Source organism: Kitasatospora sp. NPDC056651, assembly GCF_042792155.1.
Lineage (GTDB): Bacteria > Actinomycetota > Actinomycetes > Streptomycetales > Streptomycetaceae > Kitasatospora.
On the sequence record NZ_JBHTWX010000085.1, the window covers coordinates 1 to 13,689 of the forward strand.

A 13,689-nucleotide genomic window follows, 5' to 3' on the forward strand; every position below is an offset into this window, starting at 1 on the left:
GGCCCGGGAGTCGTCCTCCCGCGCCCGGGCCGGCCCGGTCACCCGTCGATCTGAGGTGGTGTCACTTCTGCTCGCTGAGCGCCTTGTTGAGCAGGACGACGTTGACGCCCTCGTTGCCGAGGAAGCCGGCCGAACGGCCTTCGGTGTACTCGTCGACCAGGTGCTTCACCGTCTCCACCGGCAGGCCGCGGGTCTTCGCGACCCGGTCGACCTGCTCCTCGGCGTACGCGGCGGAGATGTGCGGGTCGAGGCCGGAGCCGGAGGCGGTCAGCGCGTCGGCCGGGACGGTCGCCGGGTCGACGCCGTCGAACGCGGCGACGGCGGCGCGTCGCTCGTCGACGGCCTTCAGCAGGTCCTCGCTGTTCGGACCGAGGTTGCTGGCACCGGAGTTGTCGCCGGCGTAGCCGTTGGCGGAGGGCCGGGGCTGGAACCACTTCGGGTCCGGCCGGGACTCCTCCTTCGGGTCGTCCGGGTTGGCCTTCGGAAGGTCGAAGCTCTGGCCGATCAGGCTGGAGCCGACCTGTTTGCCGTCGGACGTCACGATCGAGCCGTTGGCCTTGTCGTCGAACGCGACCTGGCTGATCCCGGTGATCAGCAGCGGGTAGGCGATTCCGAGGATCACCGTGAGCACCAGCAGCGCGCGCAGCGCGGTGACGTGGGTACGCAGGATCGTCGGCAGGGGCTTGGACATGGTTTTCTCTCCTTCCCCGCGTCAGCTGAGGCCGGGGATGAACTGGACGATCAGGTCGATCAGCTTGATGCCGACGAACGGCACCACCAGGCCGCCGAAGCCGTAGACCCCGATGTTGCGGCGCAGCAGCGAGCTGGCGTCGGACGGGCGGTAGCGCACGCCGCGCAGCGCGAGCGGGATCAGGCCGATGATGACCAGGGCGTTGAAGACGATCGCCGAGGTGATCGCGGACTGGGGGCTGTGCAGGCCCATGATGTTGAGGTGGCTCAGGCCGGGGTAGACCCCGGCGAACATCGCGGGGATGATCGCGAAGTACTTGGCCACGTCGTTGGCGATCGAGAAGGTCGTCAACGCGCCGCGGGTGATCAGCAGTTGCTTGCCGATCTCGACGATCTCGATCAGCTTGGTGGGGTTGGAGTCCAGGTCGACCATGTTGCCGGCCTCCTTGGCCGCCATGGTCCCGGTGTTCATCGCGACGCCGACGTCGGCCTGGGCGAGCGCGGGGGCGTCGTTGGTGCCGTCGCCGGTCATCGCGACCAGCTTGCCGCCCTCCTGCTCCTTCTTGATCAGGGCCATCTTGTCCTCGGGCGTGGCCTCGGCGAGGAAGTCGTCCACGCCGGCCTCCTCCGCGATCGCCTTGGCGGTCAGCGGGTTGTCGCCCGTGATCATGATGGTCTTGATGCCCATCCGGCGGAGCTCGTCGAAGCGCTCCCGCATGCCCTCCTTGACCACGTCCTTGAGGTGGATGACCCCGAGGACGCGGGCGGGCTCGCGGCCGGCCCTCGCCGCCACCACCAGCGGGGTGCCACCGGCCGCGGAGATCCGGTCGACCAGGGCGGTGACCTCGTCGCCGACCGAACCGCCGTTCTCCTTCACCCAGGCGGAGACGGAGCCGGCCGCGCCCTTGCGGACCTGGTGGAGCCCGTCGGCCTCGTCCAGGTCGACACCGGACATCCGGGTCTGGGCGGTGAACGGGACCCAGGTGGCGTGCGTCAACTCGCCCTGGGCGCGGGCCCGCAGGCCGTACTCGGCCTTGGCGAGGACCACGATCGAGCGGCCCTCCGGGGTCTCGTCCGCGAGGGAGGAGAGCTGGGCGGCGTCGGCCAGCTCCCCGGTGCCCACCCCCGGCGCGGGCAGGAACTCGGCGGCCTGGCGGTTGCCCAGGGTGATGGTGCCGGTCTTGTCGAGCAGCAGGGTGTTGACGTCGCCGGCGGCCTCGACGGCGCGGCCGGACATCGCCAGCACGTTGCGCTGCACCAGCCGGTCCATGCCGGCGATGCCGATCGCGGAGAGCAGCGCGCCGATCGTGGTCGGGATGAGCGCCACGATCAGGGCGACCAGGACGATCATCGACTGCGGGGCGCCCGCGTAGGTGGCCATCGGCTGGAGCGTGACGACCGCGACCAGGAAGACGATGGTCAGCGAGGCGAGCAGGATGTTGAGCGCGATCTCGTTCGGCGTCTTCTGCCGGGCGGCGCCCTCGACCAGGGCGATCATCCGGTCGATGAAGGTCTTGCCGGGCTCGGAGGAGACCTTCACCACGATCCGGTCGGACAGCACCTTGGTGCCGCCGGTGACGGCGCTGCGGTCGCCGCCGGACTCGCGGATCACCGGCGCGGACTCACCGGTGATCGCCGACTCGTCGACGGACGCGACGCCCTCGACGACGTCGCCGTCACCGGGGATGATCTGCCCGGCCTCGACCACCACGTGGTCGCCGAGCCGCAGCGCGGTGCCGGGCACCTCCTCCTCGGCCCGGGTGGCCGGCCAGTTCGTGAGCCGGCGGGCCATGGTGTCGGTCTTGGTCTTGCGCAGGGTGTCGGCCTGCGCCTTGCCGCGGCCCTCGGCGACGGCCTCGGCCAGGTTGGCGAAGACCGTGGTGAGCCAGAGCCAGACGGTGATGGCCCAGGCGAACACGGAGGGGTCGGCGATCGCGGAGACGGTGGTGACCACCGAACCGACCTCGACCACGAACATCACCGGGTTCTTGACCATCACCCGGGGGTCGAGCTTCCTCACCGCGTCCGGCAGGGACGCGATGATCAGCTTCGGGTCGAGGAGGCCGCTCGCCACTCTGTGCGGTGCGGCGGGCTCGGCGTGGTCGGCCGGTGCGGGGTTCTCGGCGTTGAGCGTAGGGGTGGACATCAGGAGGACAGACCTTCCGCGATCGGCCCGAGAGCCAGGGCCGGGAAGTAGGTGAGGCCGACGACGATCAGGACGACGCCCGACAGCAGGCCCACGAACAGCGGCTTGTGGGTGGGCAGGGTGCCCGGGGTGGCCGGGACCGGCTGCTGCTGGGCGAGCGAGCCGGCCAGCGCCAGGACGAAGACGATCGGCAGCAGCCGGCCGAAGATCATCGCCAGGCCGAGCGCGGTGTCGTACCAGCCGGTGTTGACGGTGATGCCGCCGAAGGCCGAGCCGTTGTTGTTGGAGGCCGAGGTGAAGGCGTACAGCACCTCGGAGAAGCCGTGGGCGCCCGAGTTGAGCATCCCGGCCCGCTCGCCCGGCAGGGCCATCGCCACACCCGTGCCGACCAGCACGATCGTCGGCGTGGTGAGGATGTACAGCGAGGCGAACTTCATCTCCCGGCCGCCGAGCTTCTTGCCCAGGTACTCGGGGGTGCGGCCGACCATCAGACCGGCGACGAACACCGCGACGACCGCGAGGATCAGCATGCCGTACAGGCCGGAGCCCACACCGCCGGGCGCGATCTCGCCCAGCATCATGTCGAAGACCGTCAGCCCGCCGCCGAACGGCGTGTACGAGTCGTGGAAGGAGTTCACCGCGCCGGTCGAGGTCAGCGTGGTCGTGGCGGCGAACAGCGAGCTGGCGGCGATGCCGAAGCGCTGCTCCTTGCCCTCCATCGCGGCGCCCGCGGCCTGCAGGGCGCTGCCCTGGTGCTGCGACTCCGCGAAGGTGAGCAGGGCGGTCGAGGCGATCCAGAACAGGCCCATCACGGCGACGATCGCGTAGCCCTGGCGGTTGTCCCCCACCATCCGGCCGAAGGTCCGCGGCAGCGCGAACGGGATCAGCAGGATCAGGAAGATCTCGACCAGGTTGGTGAACCCGGTCGGGTTCTCGAACGGGTGCGCCGAGTTGGCGTTGAAGAAGCCGCCGCCGTTGGTGCCGAGCAGCTTGATGACCTCCTGGGAGGCCACCGGGCCGCCCGGGATCTTCTGGACCTCACCGCTGAGGGTGGTGAGGTCGGTGAAGCCGTGGAAGTTCTGGATCACGCCGTTGGCGGCCAGGACCAGGGCGAAGACGATCGAGATCGGCAGCAGCAGCCGCAGGTTGATCCGGGTGAGGTCCACCCAGAAGTTGCCGACCCGGTCGGTCCGGTTGCGGGTGAAGCCCCGGATCAGCGCGGCGACGACGGCGATGCCGACGGCCGCGGAGACGAAGTTCTGCACCGCCAGGCCCGCCATCTGCGCCAGGTGGCCCATCGCCGACTCACCGGCGTAGGACTGCCAGTTGGTGTTGGCGACGAACGAGATCGCGGTGTTCCAGGCCTGGTGGCCCTCCATCTGCGGAACGCCCAGGTTCAGCAGCAGATGGCCCTGGAGGCGGATCAGGCCGTACAGGAAGAGGACGGAGACGGCCGAGAAGGCCAGCACCGAGCGGAGGTAGGCCGGCCAGCGCTGATCGGCGTCGCCGTCGACGCCGATCAGCTTGTAGATGCCGCGCTCGACTCTGAGGTGCTTGGAGGTGGTGAGCAGCCCGGCGATGTAGTCGCCGAGGGGGCGGTAGCACAGGGCCAGCGCGCCGACGAGGGCGAGCGCCTGCAGCCAGCCCGCGAGAGTGGATCCCATGTCAGAACTTCTCCGGGAAGATCAGCGCCACGACGAGATAGCCGACGAGCGCGACGGCCACGACCAGACCAGCGATGTTCTCGGCGCTCACAGCTTCTCCACCCCCCGCGCGATCAGGGCGATGACGGCGAACACGGCGACCGTGACACCGACGTAGATGAGATCGGACATGGGCTCCACCAGAGTGGTTCGGGAGATGCCGCGGCCGGGGCCGGAAGGGCTCCGCGCGGCGCCGGCGGACGACCGGCAGATGCAGCAAAGCAGCCGTCAGAGGCGCGTTATGGCTCCCTGACGCCCTCCATACGGGCGATAGCGCGACGTTGACGCGACGTTGACGGGCGCTTCACCGGACCGAGACCCGGGGTGCTTTCGCGCGTCGCCCGCCGCTCCGCCCTCGGGAACGGAACGGCCCCGGACGGCGGGCTGCCGTCCGGGGCCGTTCCTCCCCTTCCCTGGTCACGTCTCCCCCGGTCACGTCTATCCCGGTCACGTCTCTCCTGGTCACATCCGCATCCGGAGCCGGCAGACCACCGCGTCGGTGTGCCGCCGCAGGGCGCGGTCGATCACCGCGCCGCGCCGGTTCTGGAGCGGGCGCTGCCACCAGCGGACCGGTTCCACCTCCGGGATCAGCACCGTCAGCCGGTCGTAGGCGTGCTCCGCCCCCAGCTCGTTGACGAACTCGGCGATCGGCCGCCCCAGCCGGCGGTGCCCGTCCGGGATCTCCACCAGCGGCACGCCCGGCCGCCACAGCTCCCAGTCCCGGCGCAGCGCCTCCGCGGCGGCCGGCTCGTGCACCACGGTCACCGCCATGACCTCGTCGCCGAGCGAGAGCGCCGCCGACAGGCCGTCCCTGGTCAGCCGGGTGATCGCGGTCACCGGGACGACCACCAGGCTGCGCCGGCGGGTCACCGGGCCGGGCACCCGGCCCAGCTCCAGCCGCTCGCCGATCCGCGCGTAGCTGCGGTGGACCGCCTCGAACAGCAGCACCAGCAGCGGCAGGGCCACCCCGATGCCCCAGGCGCCCTCGGTGAACTTGGTGCCGGTGACGACCAGCGTCGCCACCCCGGTGAGCAGCGCGCCGAAGCCGTTCAGCGCGGCCTTCCACCGCCAGCCGGCGGGGCGGTGCCGGAACCAGTGCCGGACCATCCCGACCTGGCAGACGGTGAAGCCGACGAACACGCCGATCGAGAACAGCGGCACCAGGCTGTTGACGTCCCCGCCGGAGCCGACCAGCAGCGCCGCCGACACGGCGGCCAGGAACAGCACGCCGTACCGGTACACCTGCCGGTCGGCGCGCAGCGCGAACAGGTGCGGGAGGTGGTTGTCCCGGGCGAGCAGGTCGAGCAGCACCGGCAGCCCGCCGAAGGAGGTGTTGGCGGCCAGCCCGAGCAGCACCACGGTGGCGAACTGGACGACGTAGAAGCCGAAGCCGTGGCCGAGCGAGGCGTCGGCGAGCTGGGCGAGCACGGTGACGCCCTCGACCGGCTGGAGGTGGAAGCGGCCGATCAGCACGGCCAGCCCGATCAGCATCACGCCGAGCAACGCGCCGAGCACGACCTCGGTGTGCTGGGCGCGCCTGACCCGGGGGGTGCGGAAGGAGGGGACGGCATTGGCCACCGCCTCCACCCCGGTCAGCGCGGAGCAGCCGGCCGCGAAGGCCTTGAGCAGCAGCAGCGCGCCGACAGTGGTGGTGTTCCCGGCGAGCGTCGAGGCGTGCCCGGCGGCGGCCGCGGTGCTGGCCGGGGCGTCCCGGAACAGCCCGGCCACGACGATCGCCAGGATGGAGAGCACGAAGACGGCCGTCGGCGCCATGAACCAGCGCGCCGACTCGGCGATCCCGCGCAGGTTCACCGCGGTGACCAGCGCCAGCACGCCCAGGCAGAGCCACACCCGGTCGTCGTACAGGCGCGGCACGGCCGAGGTGAGCGCGGCGACGCCGGCGGTGACCGAGACCGCGACGTTCAGGACGTAGTCGATGACCAGTGAGGCGGCCGCGGTCAGCGCGGTCCGGCGGCCCAGGTGCGCCTTGGCCACCGCGTAGGAGCCGCCGCCGTCCGGGAACGCCGCGATCACCTGCCGGTAGGAGGCGACCAGCACCGCCAGCAGGACGGCGATCGCCGCGGTGACCGGCAGCGTGAAGCCCAGCCCGTACGCCCCGGCGGCGGCCAGCACCAGCACCACCGACTCCGGCCCGTACGCCACCGAGGCCATCGCGTCCAGCGAGAGCGCGGCCAGTCCGCCGAGCGCGCTGAGCCGGTGCCGCTCGTCACCCGCCCCGGTGTCCGGCGGCTCGGGTTCGGCCGCGACGGCCGGGGTGGTGGTGGCGCTGGGCATCGGACGGGACCTCCGCAGTCGGTAGTTGGTCCCGATCCTGCGGTCCGCGCCCCCGGCGCCCCGGCGGCCCCTACGCGTTCCTGACGCCACCGCGAGCGCCCTTGACGCGCCCTTGACGCCGCCCCGACCCGGCCGCCCGCACCGCTGCTCCGGCGGAGCCGGCGCCGTCCGATGGCTGTTGGCGGGGGTGGGGCGAGCCGTTGTCCCGGCGGTCGCCGGCTGGGAAGACGATCAGCTCTGTCGAAGGACTCCCACCCCCGGCCCCCACTCTGCTGCCCGCATCCCGTAATTGCAAGCGATGTGCAATAAGTGCCCCCGGAGCCCACCCCCGCCACACCGCCCCCACCCGGCGGCCCGGACCAAACAGAACAGCCCCCGATCCGCGTTTCCGCAGATCGGGGGCTGTTCTCTATCCTGTGGCTGGTGCAGGGTTCGAACCTGCGTAGCTTGCGCGGCAGATTTACAGTCTGCTCCCTTTGGCCGCTCGGGCAACCAGCCAGGATTTCGTTTCCCGGGGCGTTCGCCCCGTTCGACTTGGTAAACCATACCCGATGCCGGGGGGTGCTCCGCCACTCGATAGATCACGTGATGATCAAGGAACCTGGGGCGGCCGCTACGGGCGGGGCCGGTGTGACGCTGGATAGGCTGGGACCGCGGGCCGCCCGGTGGGGCGGGCCGTGCCAGTGAAGCCAGAGCATCAAGGAGACCAACACCCATGGCCGACTCCAGTTTCGACATCGTCTCGAAGGTCGAGTGGCAGGAGGTCGACAACGCGATCAACCAGACCTCCCGCGAGATCGCGACGCGTTTCGACTTCAAGAACGTGGGCGCCGAGATCAGCCGCTCCGGCGAGAAGATCGAGATGAAGGCGAACGGCGAGGAGCGTGTGCGCGCCGTCCTCGACATCCTCCAGACGAAGTTCGTCAAGCGGGGCCTGTCGCTGAAGGCGCTGGACGCCGACGAGCCCCAGCTCTCCGGCAAGGAGTACAAGATCTTCGCCAACGTCAAGGAGGGCATCACCACGGAGGACGCGAAGAAGGTCGCGAAGATCATCCGCGACGAGGGCCCGAAGGGCGTCAAGGCGCAGGTCCAGGGCGACGAGCTGCGCGTCAGCTCGAAGAGCCGCGACGACCTCCAGGCCGTGCAGGCCCTGCTCAAGGGCAAGGACCTGGACTTCGCGATCCAGTACGTGAACTACCGCTGACCCCGGTCGGCCGGTCCGACGGACGACGGCGCGGCCCCGCTCCCCGGTTCGGGGGCGGGGCCGTTCGCGTCGGCGGGGCCGTGCGGGCCGGTGGGGCCGCACGGGCGGAGCGGCCGGCTCAGTCGGTGGGCTCCGCCCAGCCGGCGGTGGTGCGGTGCCGGCCCAGGCCGACGGTCTCGAACTCGTCGGCCCGGCCCTCCTCGGTGCGCGCGCCGATCCGCCGCAGGACGCGGGAGATCGGGGTGCCCTCGTCCGGGGAGGGCTCGAACTCGCCGATGGTGAGCGGGCCGAGGGCGACCTTGCCGTCCACCCAGACGGCGGCGCGCTGGGTGCCGCTGCCGCCGAAGTACTCGGCCTCGACGCAGGCGATCGGACCGGCCTTCGACCAGGCGGCCAGCCGGAGTTCGAAGCCGTCCGAGTGCCAGCCGAACCCGGCTCCGCCGCCGGGCCCGCGCACGCTGCCGTCGCTCTGGAGCCCGGTGAGGACCTCGGAGGTGACCGGGATCAGCGCCAGGCCCTGTGCCAGCGGCACCACCCGGGCCGCCGGAACCTCCGCCGCCGCCACGGCCAGCAGCTCCTGTGTTCCTATCAGCGCCTGGAGTTCGTAGGACATGCCGGACATGGTGTCCCACCGCACCGACAGCCGACCCGGAATTTATGATTCCGTGCCCGGTCGGAGACCGTAGAGCAGGGTGAAGGCGGTCACGTCCAGCGCGTCCTCGCTCGCACTCGGACCCTCTTCGTTCAGTTCGTCGAAGATTTCGGCCAGTTGGGAGCGCAGCCGTTCGAGCCGCTCCGGGCTGAGCCTCATCGTGAAGTCCGCGAACAGTCCGTGCGGCGGGCGGCCCGAGCCGTCCGCCGGCCGGCCGAAGTCCAGCCGGCCCTCCGCGATCCTGGCGCGGAAGTCGGCCCGCACCCGGTCCATCGCGGCCACGATGGCCTCGTACGCGTCGGAGCGGGCCGGCGAGTCGGCGGTGAACATCCCCGGGGCCAGCCGGATCGACGCCTGGGCGACCCGGTAGCGGCTCTCCACGATGCCGGAGACCAGCCGGGTGCCGGCCACCAGGACCAGCCCGGCCTTCTCCAGCTGCTTGATGTGCCGGTAGAGCTTGGTCTGCGGCTCGTCGAGGGCGGCGGCGATCTCCTTGGCCGTCAGCGGACGGTCCTCGGAGGACTGCAGGGCGCCGAGGATGGCCAGACGCAGCGGGTCGGCCAGGGCCTTGAGCACCGCGACGTCGGACACCTGGCGCTCCTTGACCCAGGTGACGGACTGCTGCTCGCCACTGTCGGCGGGTTCCGGTGCTTGCTCGACCACGGGCCCACCCTTCCAGATCGGCCGCGCCCGACGCAATCACGCCTCGGTGAGCGCTCACCCTTGCGCAACCAATCACGCCTGCGCCACCATTCACTCAAGCGTGAATGGTGGCGGCAGTCGCAAACGATGAGGGCGGACACATGACGGACCGACCGACGACGACGGCAACGGAAGCGGCGGAAACGGTGGGGACGGTAGAAGCGGCGGAGCAGCCCGGACCGCCCGAAGCGCCGTCGCCGCTCGTACCGCTGCGGCGCAACCTGCGGTTCCAGGCCCTCTGGGCCGGCCAGGCCTCCGCGACCCTCGGCATGGTGATCGGCGACACCGCCTTCCCCCTGCTGGTCCTCGCACTCACCGGCTCCTCCACCTCCGCCGGAGCCTTCGGCGCCGTGCAGATGGTCACCACCCTGCTGCTGGGCGTCCACGGCGGCGCGGTGGCCGACCGGGTGGACCGCCGCCGGGTGCTGATCGCCTCCGACACCGCCCGGCTGCTCGCCCTCGCCAGCGTCCCGGCGGCCCTGGCGTTCGGCCCGGTGAACCTGGTCCACCTGCTGCTGGTCGCCGCCGTGATCGGCGCGACCGTCGCCTACAGCGGCCCGGTCCGGCTGCTCGCGCTGCGCTCGGTGGTCCCGCCCGAGCAGCTGTCCCAGGCGCTGGCCCAGGACGAGGCCCGGATGAGCGGGGCCTCGCTGGCCGGACCGCCACTGGCCGGGTTCCTGTTCGGGCTCGGCCACGCGGTCCCCTTCCTCGGGGCCGCCCTCGCCTCGCTGTTCGCGGTGACCGCCGCCGTCGCGGTGCGCTTCCCCAGCCCGCACGAGTCCGGGGCTCCCGGCGAACGCACCGGGGGCAGCGCCCTGGCGGGCTTCCGCGTCCTCGCCGCCTCCCCGCTGCTGCGGAGCGCGCTGGCCGTCCTGCTGGTGCTCAACCTGGCCGGGGCCGCGCTGCTGCTGCCCGTCATGGTGCTGCTGCGCGAGCACGGCACCAGCAGCGCGGGGATCGGCCTGGCCCTCGCCGGCGAGGCGGTCGGAGCGCTGACCGGCGCCGCCCTGGTCGCCCGGCTGCACCGGCTGGCCGGGCCCGGTGTGCTGCTGCTGGCGGTCGCCTGGAGCGCCGTGCCGGTCCCGCTGGCGCCGCTGCTGCCCGGCGGGGTGGCCACCGTCTTCGCCGCGCTGTTCCTGTTCGGCGCGGGCGTGCCGACCCTGCGGGTGATGCTCGACCTGCTGGTCTTCCGCCAGGTGCCGGACGCGCTGCGCGGCCGGGTGATCGCGGCGACCATGACGCTGCTCACCGCCGGGATGCCCGCCGGGAGCTTCGTCACCGGCCTGCTGCTGGACCGCTCCTCCCCCGCCGCCGTCCTGGTCGCGATCAGCGCCCTGCTCGCCGTCGCGCTGCTGGCCGCGACCGCGAGCCGCACGCTGCGCCGCGCCGTCTGGCCCGCCGGGGCGGCGGCGGGCGGGGAGGGCCGGGAGGAGCAGGAAGACGAGGAGGGTCAGGAGGGCTGACGCCCCGGGTGGGCGGCCCCCGGTCCGCGACCGCCGGTCACCCGCCCGGCCGCCCGCCGCATGCGACGCGCCCGGCAACCGGGTGAACTGACCGGGTACGGCCCGCCACGGGGTGTTCCCGGGCGGGCCGCGGCGCCATGACGGCGCGGCAGCGCCGGGCCCGCACCCGAGGAGGACCGGATGAGCTCGACGGCCCCACCCCCACCCGGCGGCAGGACGGCCGACCACCCGGCCGTCGCCGCCCTCCACCGTCCCCCGCGTCTCCTCTACCTCCTCCACCTCTTCCTCCGTCCCCTCCGCCTCCACCGCCCTTGCCGACCGCCGGCCGCCCCGGCCGCCTGCCCGCCTGCCCGCCTGCCCGCCGGGCGCGCACTCGTCGGCCCGCACCGGGAACGTTCCCCGGGCCCGCCCGGCCGCCCACCCGGCCGCCCGCCCCGCCACCGCCCGGACCGCCCGGCCGCCTCCCCTCGTGCTTCACCAACTCGGCCAGCACGTGATGGAGTTGACGCACTGGAGCACCAACAGTCCCCGCCCGGACCCGAGGAGGAACCGCCGTGCCCCGCCCCTTCACCATCGAGGACCACCGCGCCCGGATGACCCGCGCCACCGCCGAGGCGACCGCCGCCGGACTGGCCGGCCTGGTCATCGCCCCCGGCCCCGACCTGGCCTACCTGTGCGGCTACACGCCCACCGCGATCACCGAGCGGCTGACCGCCCTCGTCCTCGCCGCCGGCCGCGAACCCACCCTGGTCGTCCCCACGTTGGAGCGCCCGGACGCCGAGAAGGCGACCGGCGCCCCGGCCGTCCGGCTGCTCGACTGGTCCGACGGCGACGACCCGTTCGCCACCGCCGGCCCGCTGCTCGACCCGGCCGGCCGGTACGGCGTCTCCGACAACACCTGGGCGCTGCACCTGCTCGGTTTCCAGGCCGCGCTGCCCGGCGCCTCGTTCACCTCGCTCACCGAGACCCTGCCGATGCTTCGCGCCGTCAAGGACACCGAGGAGCTGGAGCGCCTGGCGGCGGCCGGCGGCGCGGCGGACGCCGCCTACCGGGGCATCCTGGACGTCCCCTTCGCCGGCCGCCGGGAGACCGACGTGGCCGCCGACCTCGGCGCGCTGCTCATCCGGTACGGGCACAGCCAGGTCGACTTCACCGTGGTCGGCTCCGGCCCGAACGGGGCCGATCCGCACCACGAGGCCGGTGACCGGGTCATCCGTACGGGTGACACCGTGGTGCTGGACTTCGGCGGCCTCAAGGACGGCTACGGCTCCGACACCACCCGCACGGTGCACGTCGGCCCGGACGTCCCGGAGGAGGTGCGGACGGTCCACGAACTGGTCCGGCGCGCCCAGCAGACCGCCTTCGAGGCGGTCCGCCCCGGGGTCGGCTGCCAGGAGATCGACCGGATCGCCCGCCGGGTGATCACCGAGGGCGGGTACGGCGCGTACTTCATCCACCGCACCGGCCACGGCATCGGCACCACCACGCACGAGCCGCCGTACCTGGTCGAGGGCGAGGGGCGGCCGCTGGTACCCGGCATGTGTTTCTCGATCGAGCCCGGGATCTACCTGCCCGGCCGGTTCGGGGTGCGGATCGAGGACATCGTCACCGTCACCCCGGACGGCGAGCGCCGCTTCAACAACACCCCGCACGAGCTGGGCATCGTGTCCTGACCCCACCCGGCCCCGCGGGGCCGTCCTTCGAACCGGGTGTCGACCGGATCGGTCACTCTTACGATCCGGTCATATTTCACCCAGAGTCCTCCAAGTTTGGGTTGGTAGTTTCGGTGCGCATGACCAAGACCCTTCCCCCGGCCTCACGCGACGTGCGGGCCGGGCAGCCGCGCCCGGTGCCTTCGCCCCGTCCACGCGTGACGGGCTGGTCGAGACTCCGGCTGCTGGCCTGGCCGATCTACCTGACGTTCTTCCTCTGGTTCCTGCGGACCGAGGGCATCCCCGCCGCCAACGACGTCCTGTTCCTCTGGCTGATCGCCGCCCTGCTGACCGCCGCCGTGCACAGCGGGCACGGCCCCCGCGGCTTCCTCCTGGTGCTGCGCGACTGGGTCCCGGTGATGGCCGTGGTGTGGACGTACTCGCTGCTGCGCGGCTACGGCGCGCACACCCCGTGGGCCCCGCACTGGCTGCCGCAGCTGCGCTTCGACGAGGTGCTCGGCTTCGGCGAGACCTGGACCGTCCGGCTCCAGCACGCCCTCTACACCCCCGGTTCGCCGCACTGGTACGACTACGCCGCGGTGGCCGTCTACCTCTCGCACTTCTTCGTCGTCTTCCTGCTGCTCGCGGTGCTCTGGCGGCGCGCGCACCACCGGTTCCGGCAGTTGCTCGCCGCCTACCTGACGCTGACCTTCGCGGGCTTCGCCACCTACCTCCTCTACCCGGCCGACCCGCCGTGGCTGGTCGCCCAGGAGGGCAACCTGCCGCACCTGTCCCGGGTGGTCTGGGAGGTGATCTCGGTGAGCGGGCTGCCGCAGGCCGGCTCGCTGCTGGAGAACGGCAGCCAGTTCGCCAACGACGTCGCCGCGATGCCCTCGCTGCACTCCGCCTACCCGGCGATGCTGCTGTTCTTCTTCTGGCCCACCGCCAAGCCCTGGCTGCGGGCGGTGCTGGTCGCGTACCCGCTCGCGATGACGTTCACCCTGGTCTACGGCGCGGAGCACTTCATCATCGACGTCTTCGTCGGCTGGGCCTACGCGGCCGTGGTGGTGTTCGGCCTGCGCAGGCTGCGCGACCGCCGGGCGGCCGCCGCCACGACCGCGGCACCGGCACCGGCACCGGTGGAGAGCACGGCAGACTTGGCCGGGTGAATCCGCGCGCACC

General features: G+C 72.3%; 11 protein-coding genes and 1 tRNA gene. 4 read left to right on the forward strand and 8 right to left on the reverse strand.

From position 1 onward, the window contains the following. Positions 1-61 precede the first annotated feature (61 nt). From kdpC to ACFRAR_RS27675, 6 genes are all read right to left on the reverse strand, one after another. A complete protein-coding gene (kdpC, locus tag ACFRAR_RS27650) occupies positions 62-691 on the reverse strand; it encodes a potassium-transporting ATPase subunit KdpC (protein ID WP_380700936.1) in 630 nt (209 codons plus the stop codon). Positions 692-712: 21 nt separating this feature from the next. After that, positions 713-2,836: a potassium-transporting ATPase subunit KdpB gene (gene kdpB, locus ACFRAR_RS27655; RefSeq protein ID WP_380700938.1), complete on the reverse strand. Its 2,124-nt coding sequence runs from the start codon at positions 2,834-2,836 to the stop codon at positions 713-715. Beyond that, positions 2,836-4,500 carry a potassium-transporting ATPase subunit KdpA gene (kdpA, locus tag ACFRAR_RS27660; RefSeq protein ID WP_380700940.1) on the reverse strand — a complete coding sequence of 555 codons (1,665 nt, stop codon included), beginning with the start codon at positions 4,498-4,500 and terminating at the stop codon, positions 2,836-2,838. Before kdpA ends, kdpB begins: the two co-directional genes overlap by 1 nt. A 1-nt stretch (position 4,501) precedes the next feature. Next, positions 4,502-4,591 (reverse strand): K(+)-transporting ATPase subunit F, encoded by a 90-nt coding sequence (gene kdpF / locus ACFRAR_RS27665; RefSeq protein WP_045693083.1) that lies wholly within the window; start codon positions 4,589-4,591, stop codon positions 4,502-4,504. A gap of 410 nt (positions 4,592-5,001) precedes the next feature. Continuing rightward, positions 5,002-6,834: an APC family permease gene (locus tag ACFRAR_RS27670; RefSeq protein WP_380700942.1), complete on the reverse strand. Its 1,833-nt coding sequence runs from the start codon at positions 6,832-6,834 to the stop codon at positions 5,002-5,004. A gap of 417 nt (positions 6,835-7,251) precedes the next feature. Then, positions 7,252-7,332 (reverse strand) — tRNA-Tyr (locus tag ACFRAR_RS27675). Between the two features lie 217 nt (positions 7,333-7,549). Here ACFRAR_RS27675 and ACFRAR_RS27680 point away from each other — a divergent pair. Beyond that, the gene (locus tag ACFRAR_RS27680; RefSeq protein WP_380700944.1) at positions 7,550-8,038 is read left to right on the forward strand and encodes a YajQ family cyclic di-GMP-binding protein; all 489 of its coding nucleotides are present in this window, start codon (positions 7,550-7,552) and stop codon (positions 8,036-8,038) included. 118 nt (positions 8,039-8,156) lie between these two features. On the opposite strand, the gene ACFRAR_RS27685 is transcribed toward ACFRAR_RS27680, so the two are convergent. Together ACFRAR_RS27685 and ACFRAR_RS27690 are read right to left on the reverse strand one after the other, a co-directional pair. Next, positions 8,157-8,651 carry a hypothetical protein gene (locus tag ACFRAR_RS27685; RefSeq protein WP_380700946.1) on the reverse strand — a complete coding sequence of 165 codons (495 nt, stop codon included), beginning with the start codon at positions 8,649-8,651 and terminating at the stop codon, positions 8,157-8,159. Positions 8,652-8,693: 42 nt separating this feature from the next. After that, positions 8,694-9,353, reverse strand: a complete 660-nt coding sequence (locus ACFRAR_RS27690) for an ArsR/SmtB family transcription factor (protein WP_380700948.1) — start codon at positions 9,351-9,353, stop codon at positions 8,694-8,696. Between the two features lie 185 nt (positions 9,354-9,538). Here ACFRAR_RS27690 and ACFRAR_RS27695 point away from each other — a divergent pair, with 185 nt between their 5' ends. From ACFRAR_RS27695 to ACFRAR_RS27705, 3 genes are all read left to right on the forward strand, one after another. After that, positions 9,539-10,855: an MFS transporter gene (locus ACFRAR_RS27695; RefSeq protein WP_380700950.1), complete on the forward strand. Its 1,317-nt coding sequence runs from the start codon at positions 9,539-9,541 to the stop codon at positions 10,853-10,855. 593 nt (positions 10,856-11,448) lie between these two features. Next, entirely contained in the window at positions 11,449-12,528 is a 1,080-nt protein-coding gene (locus ACFRAR_RS27700) for an aminopeptidase P family protein (RefSeq protein WP_380700990.1), read from the forward strand. Positions 12,529-12,647: 119 nt separating this feature from the next. Beyond that, the gene (locus ACFRAR_RS27705) at positions 12,648-13,676 is read left to right on the forward strand and encodes a phosphatase PAP2 family protein (protein WP_380700952.1); all 1,029 of its coding nucleotides are present in this window, start codon (positions 12,648-12,650) and stop codon (positions 13,674-13,676) included. Positions 13,677-13,689: the final 13 nt, after the last annotated feature.

Excerpts from the sequence above, each read along its gene's own strand:
- kdpC (WP_380700936.1), bottom strand. The coding sequence starts at position 691 with ATGTCCAAGCCCCTGCCGACGATCCTGCGTACCCACGTCACCGCGCTG.
- kdpB (WP_380700938.1), bottom strand. The coding sequence starts at position 2,836 with ATGTCCACCCCTACGCTCAACGCCGAGAACCCCGCACCGGCCGACCAC.
- kdpA (WP_380700940.1), bottom strand. The coding sequence starts at position 4,500 with ATGGGATCCACTCTCGCGGGCTGGCTGCAGGCGCTCGCCCTCGTCGGC.
- ACFRAR_RS27670 (WP_380700942.1), bottom strand. The coding sequence starts at position 6,834 with ATGCCCAGCGCCACCACCACCCCGGCCGTCGCGGCCGAACCCGAGCCG.
- ACFRAR_RS27680 (WP_380700944.1), top strand. The coding sequence starts at position 7,550 with ATGGCCGACTCCAGTTTCGACATCGTCTCGAAGGTCGAGTGGCAGGAG.
- ACFRAR_RS27685 (WP_380700946.1), bottom strand. The coding sequence starts at position 8,651 with ATGTCCTACGAACTCCAGGCGCTGATAGGAACACAGGAGCTGCTGGCC.
- ACFRAR_RS27700 (WP_380700990.1), top strand. The coding sequence starts at position 11,449 with ATGACCCGCGCCACCGCCGAGGCGACCGCCGCCGGACTGGCCGGCCTG.
- ACFRAR_RS27705 (WP_380700952.1), top strand. The coding sequence starts at position 12,648 with ATGACCAAGACCCTTCCCCCGGCCTCACGCGACGTGCGGGCCGGGCAG.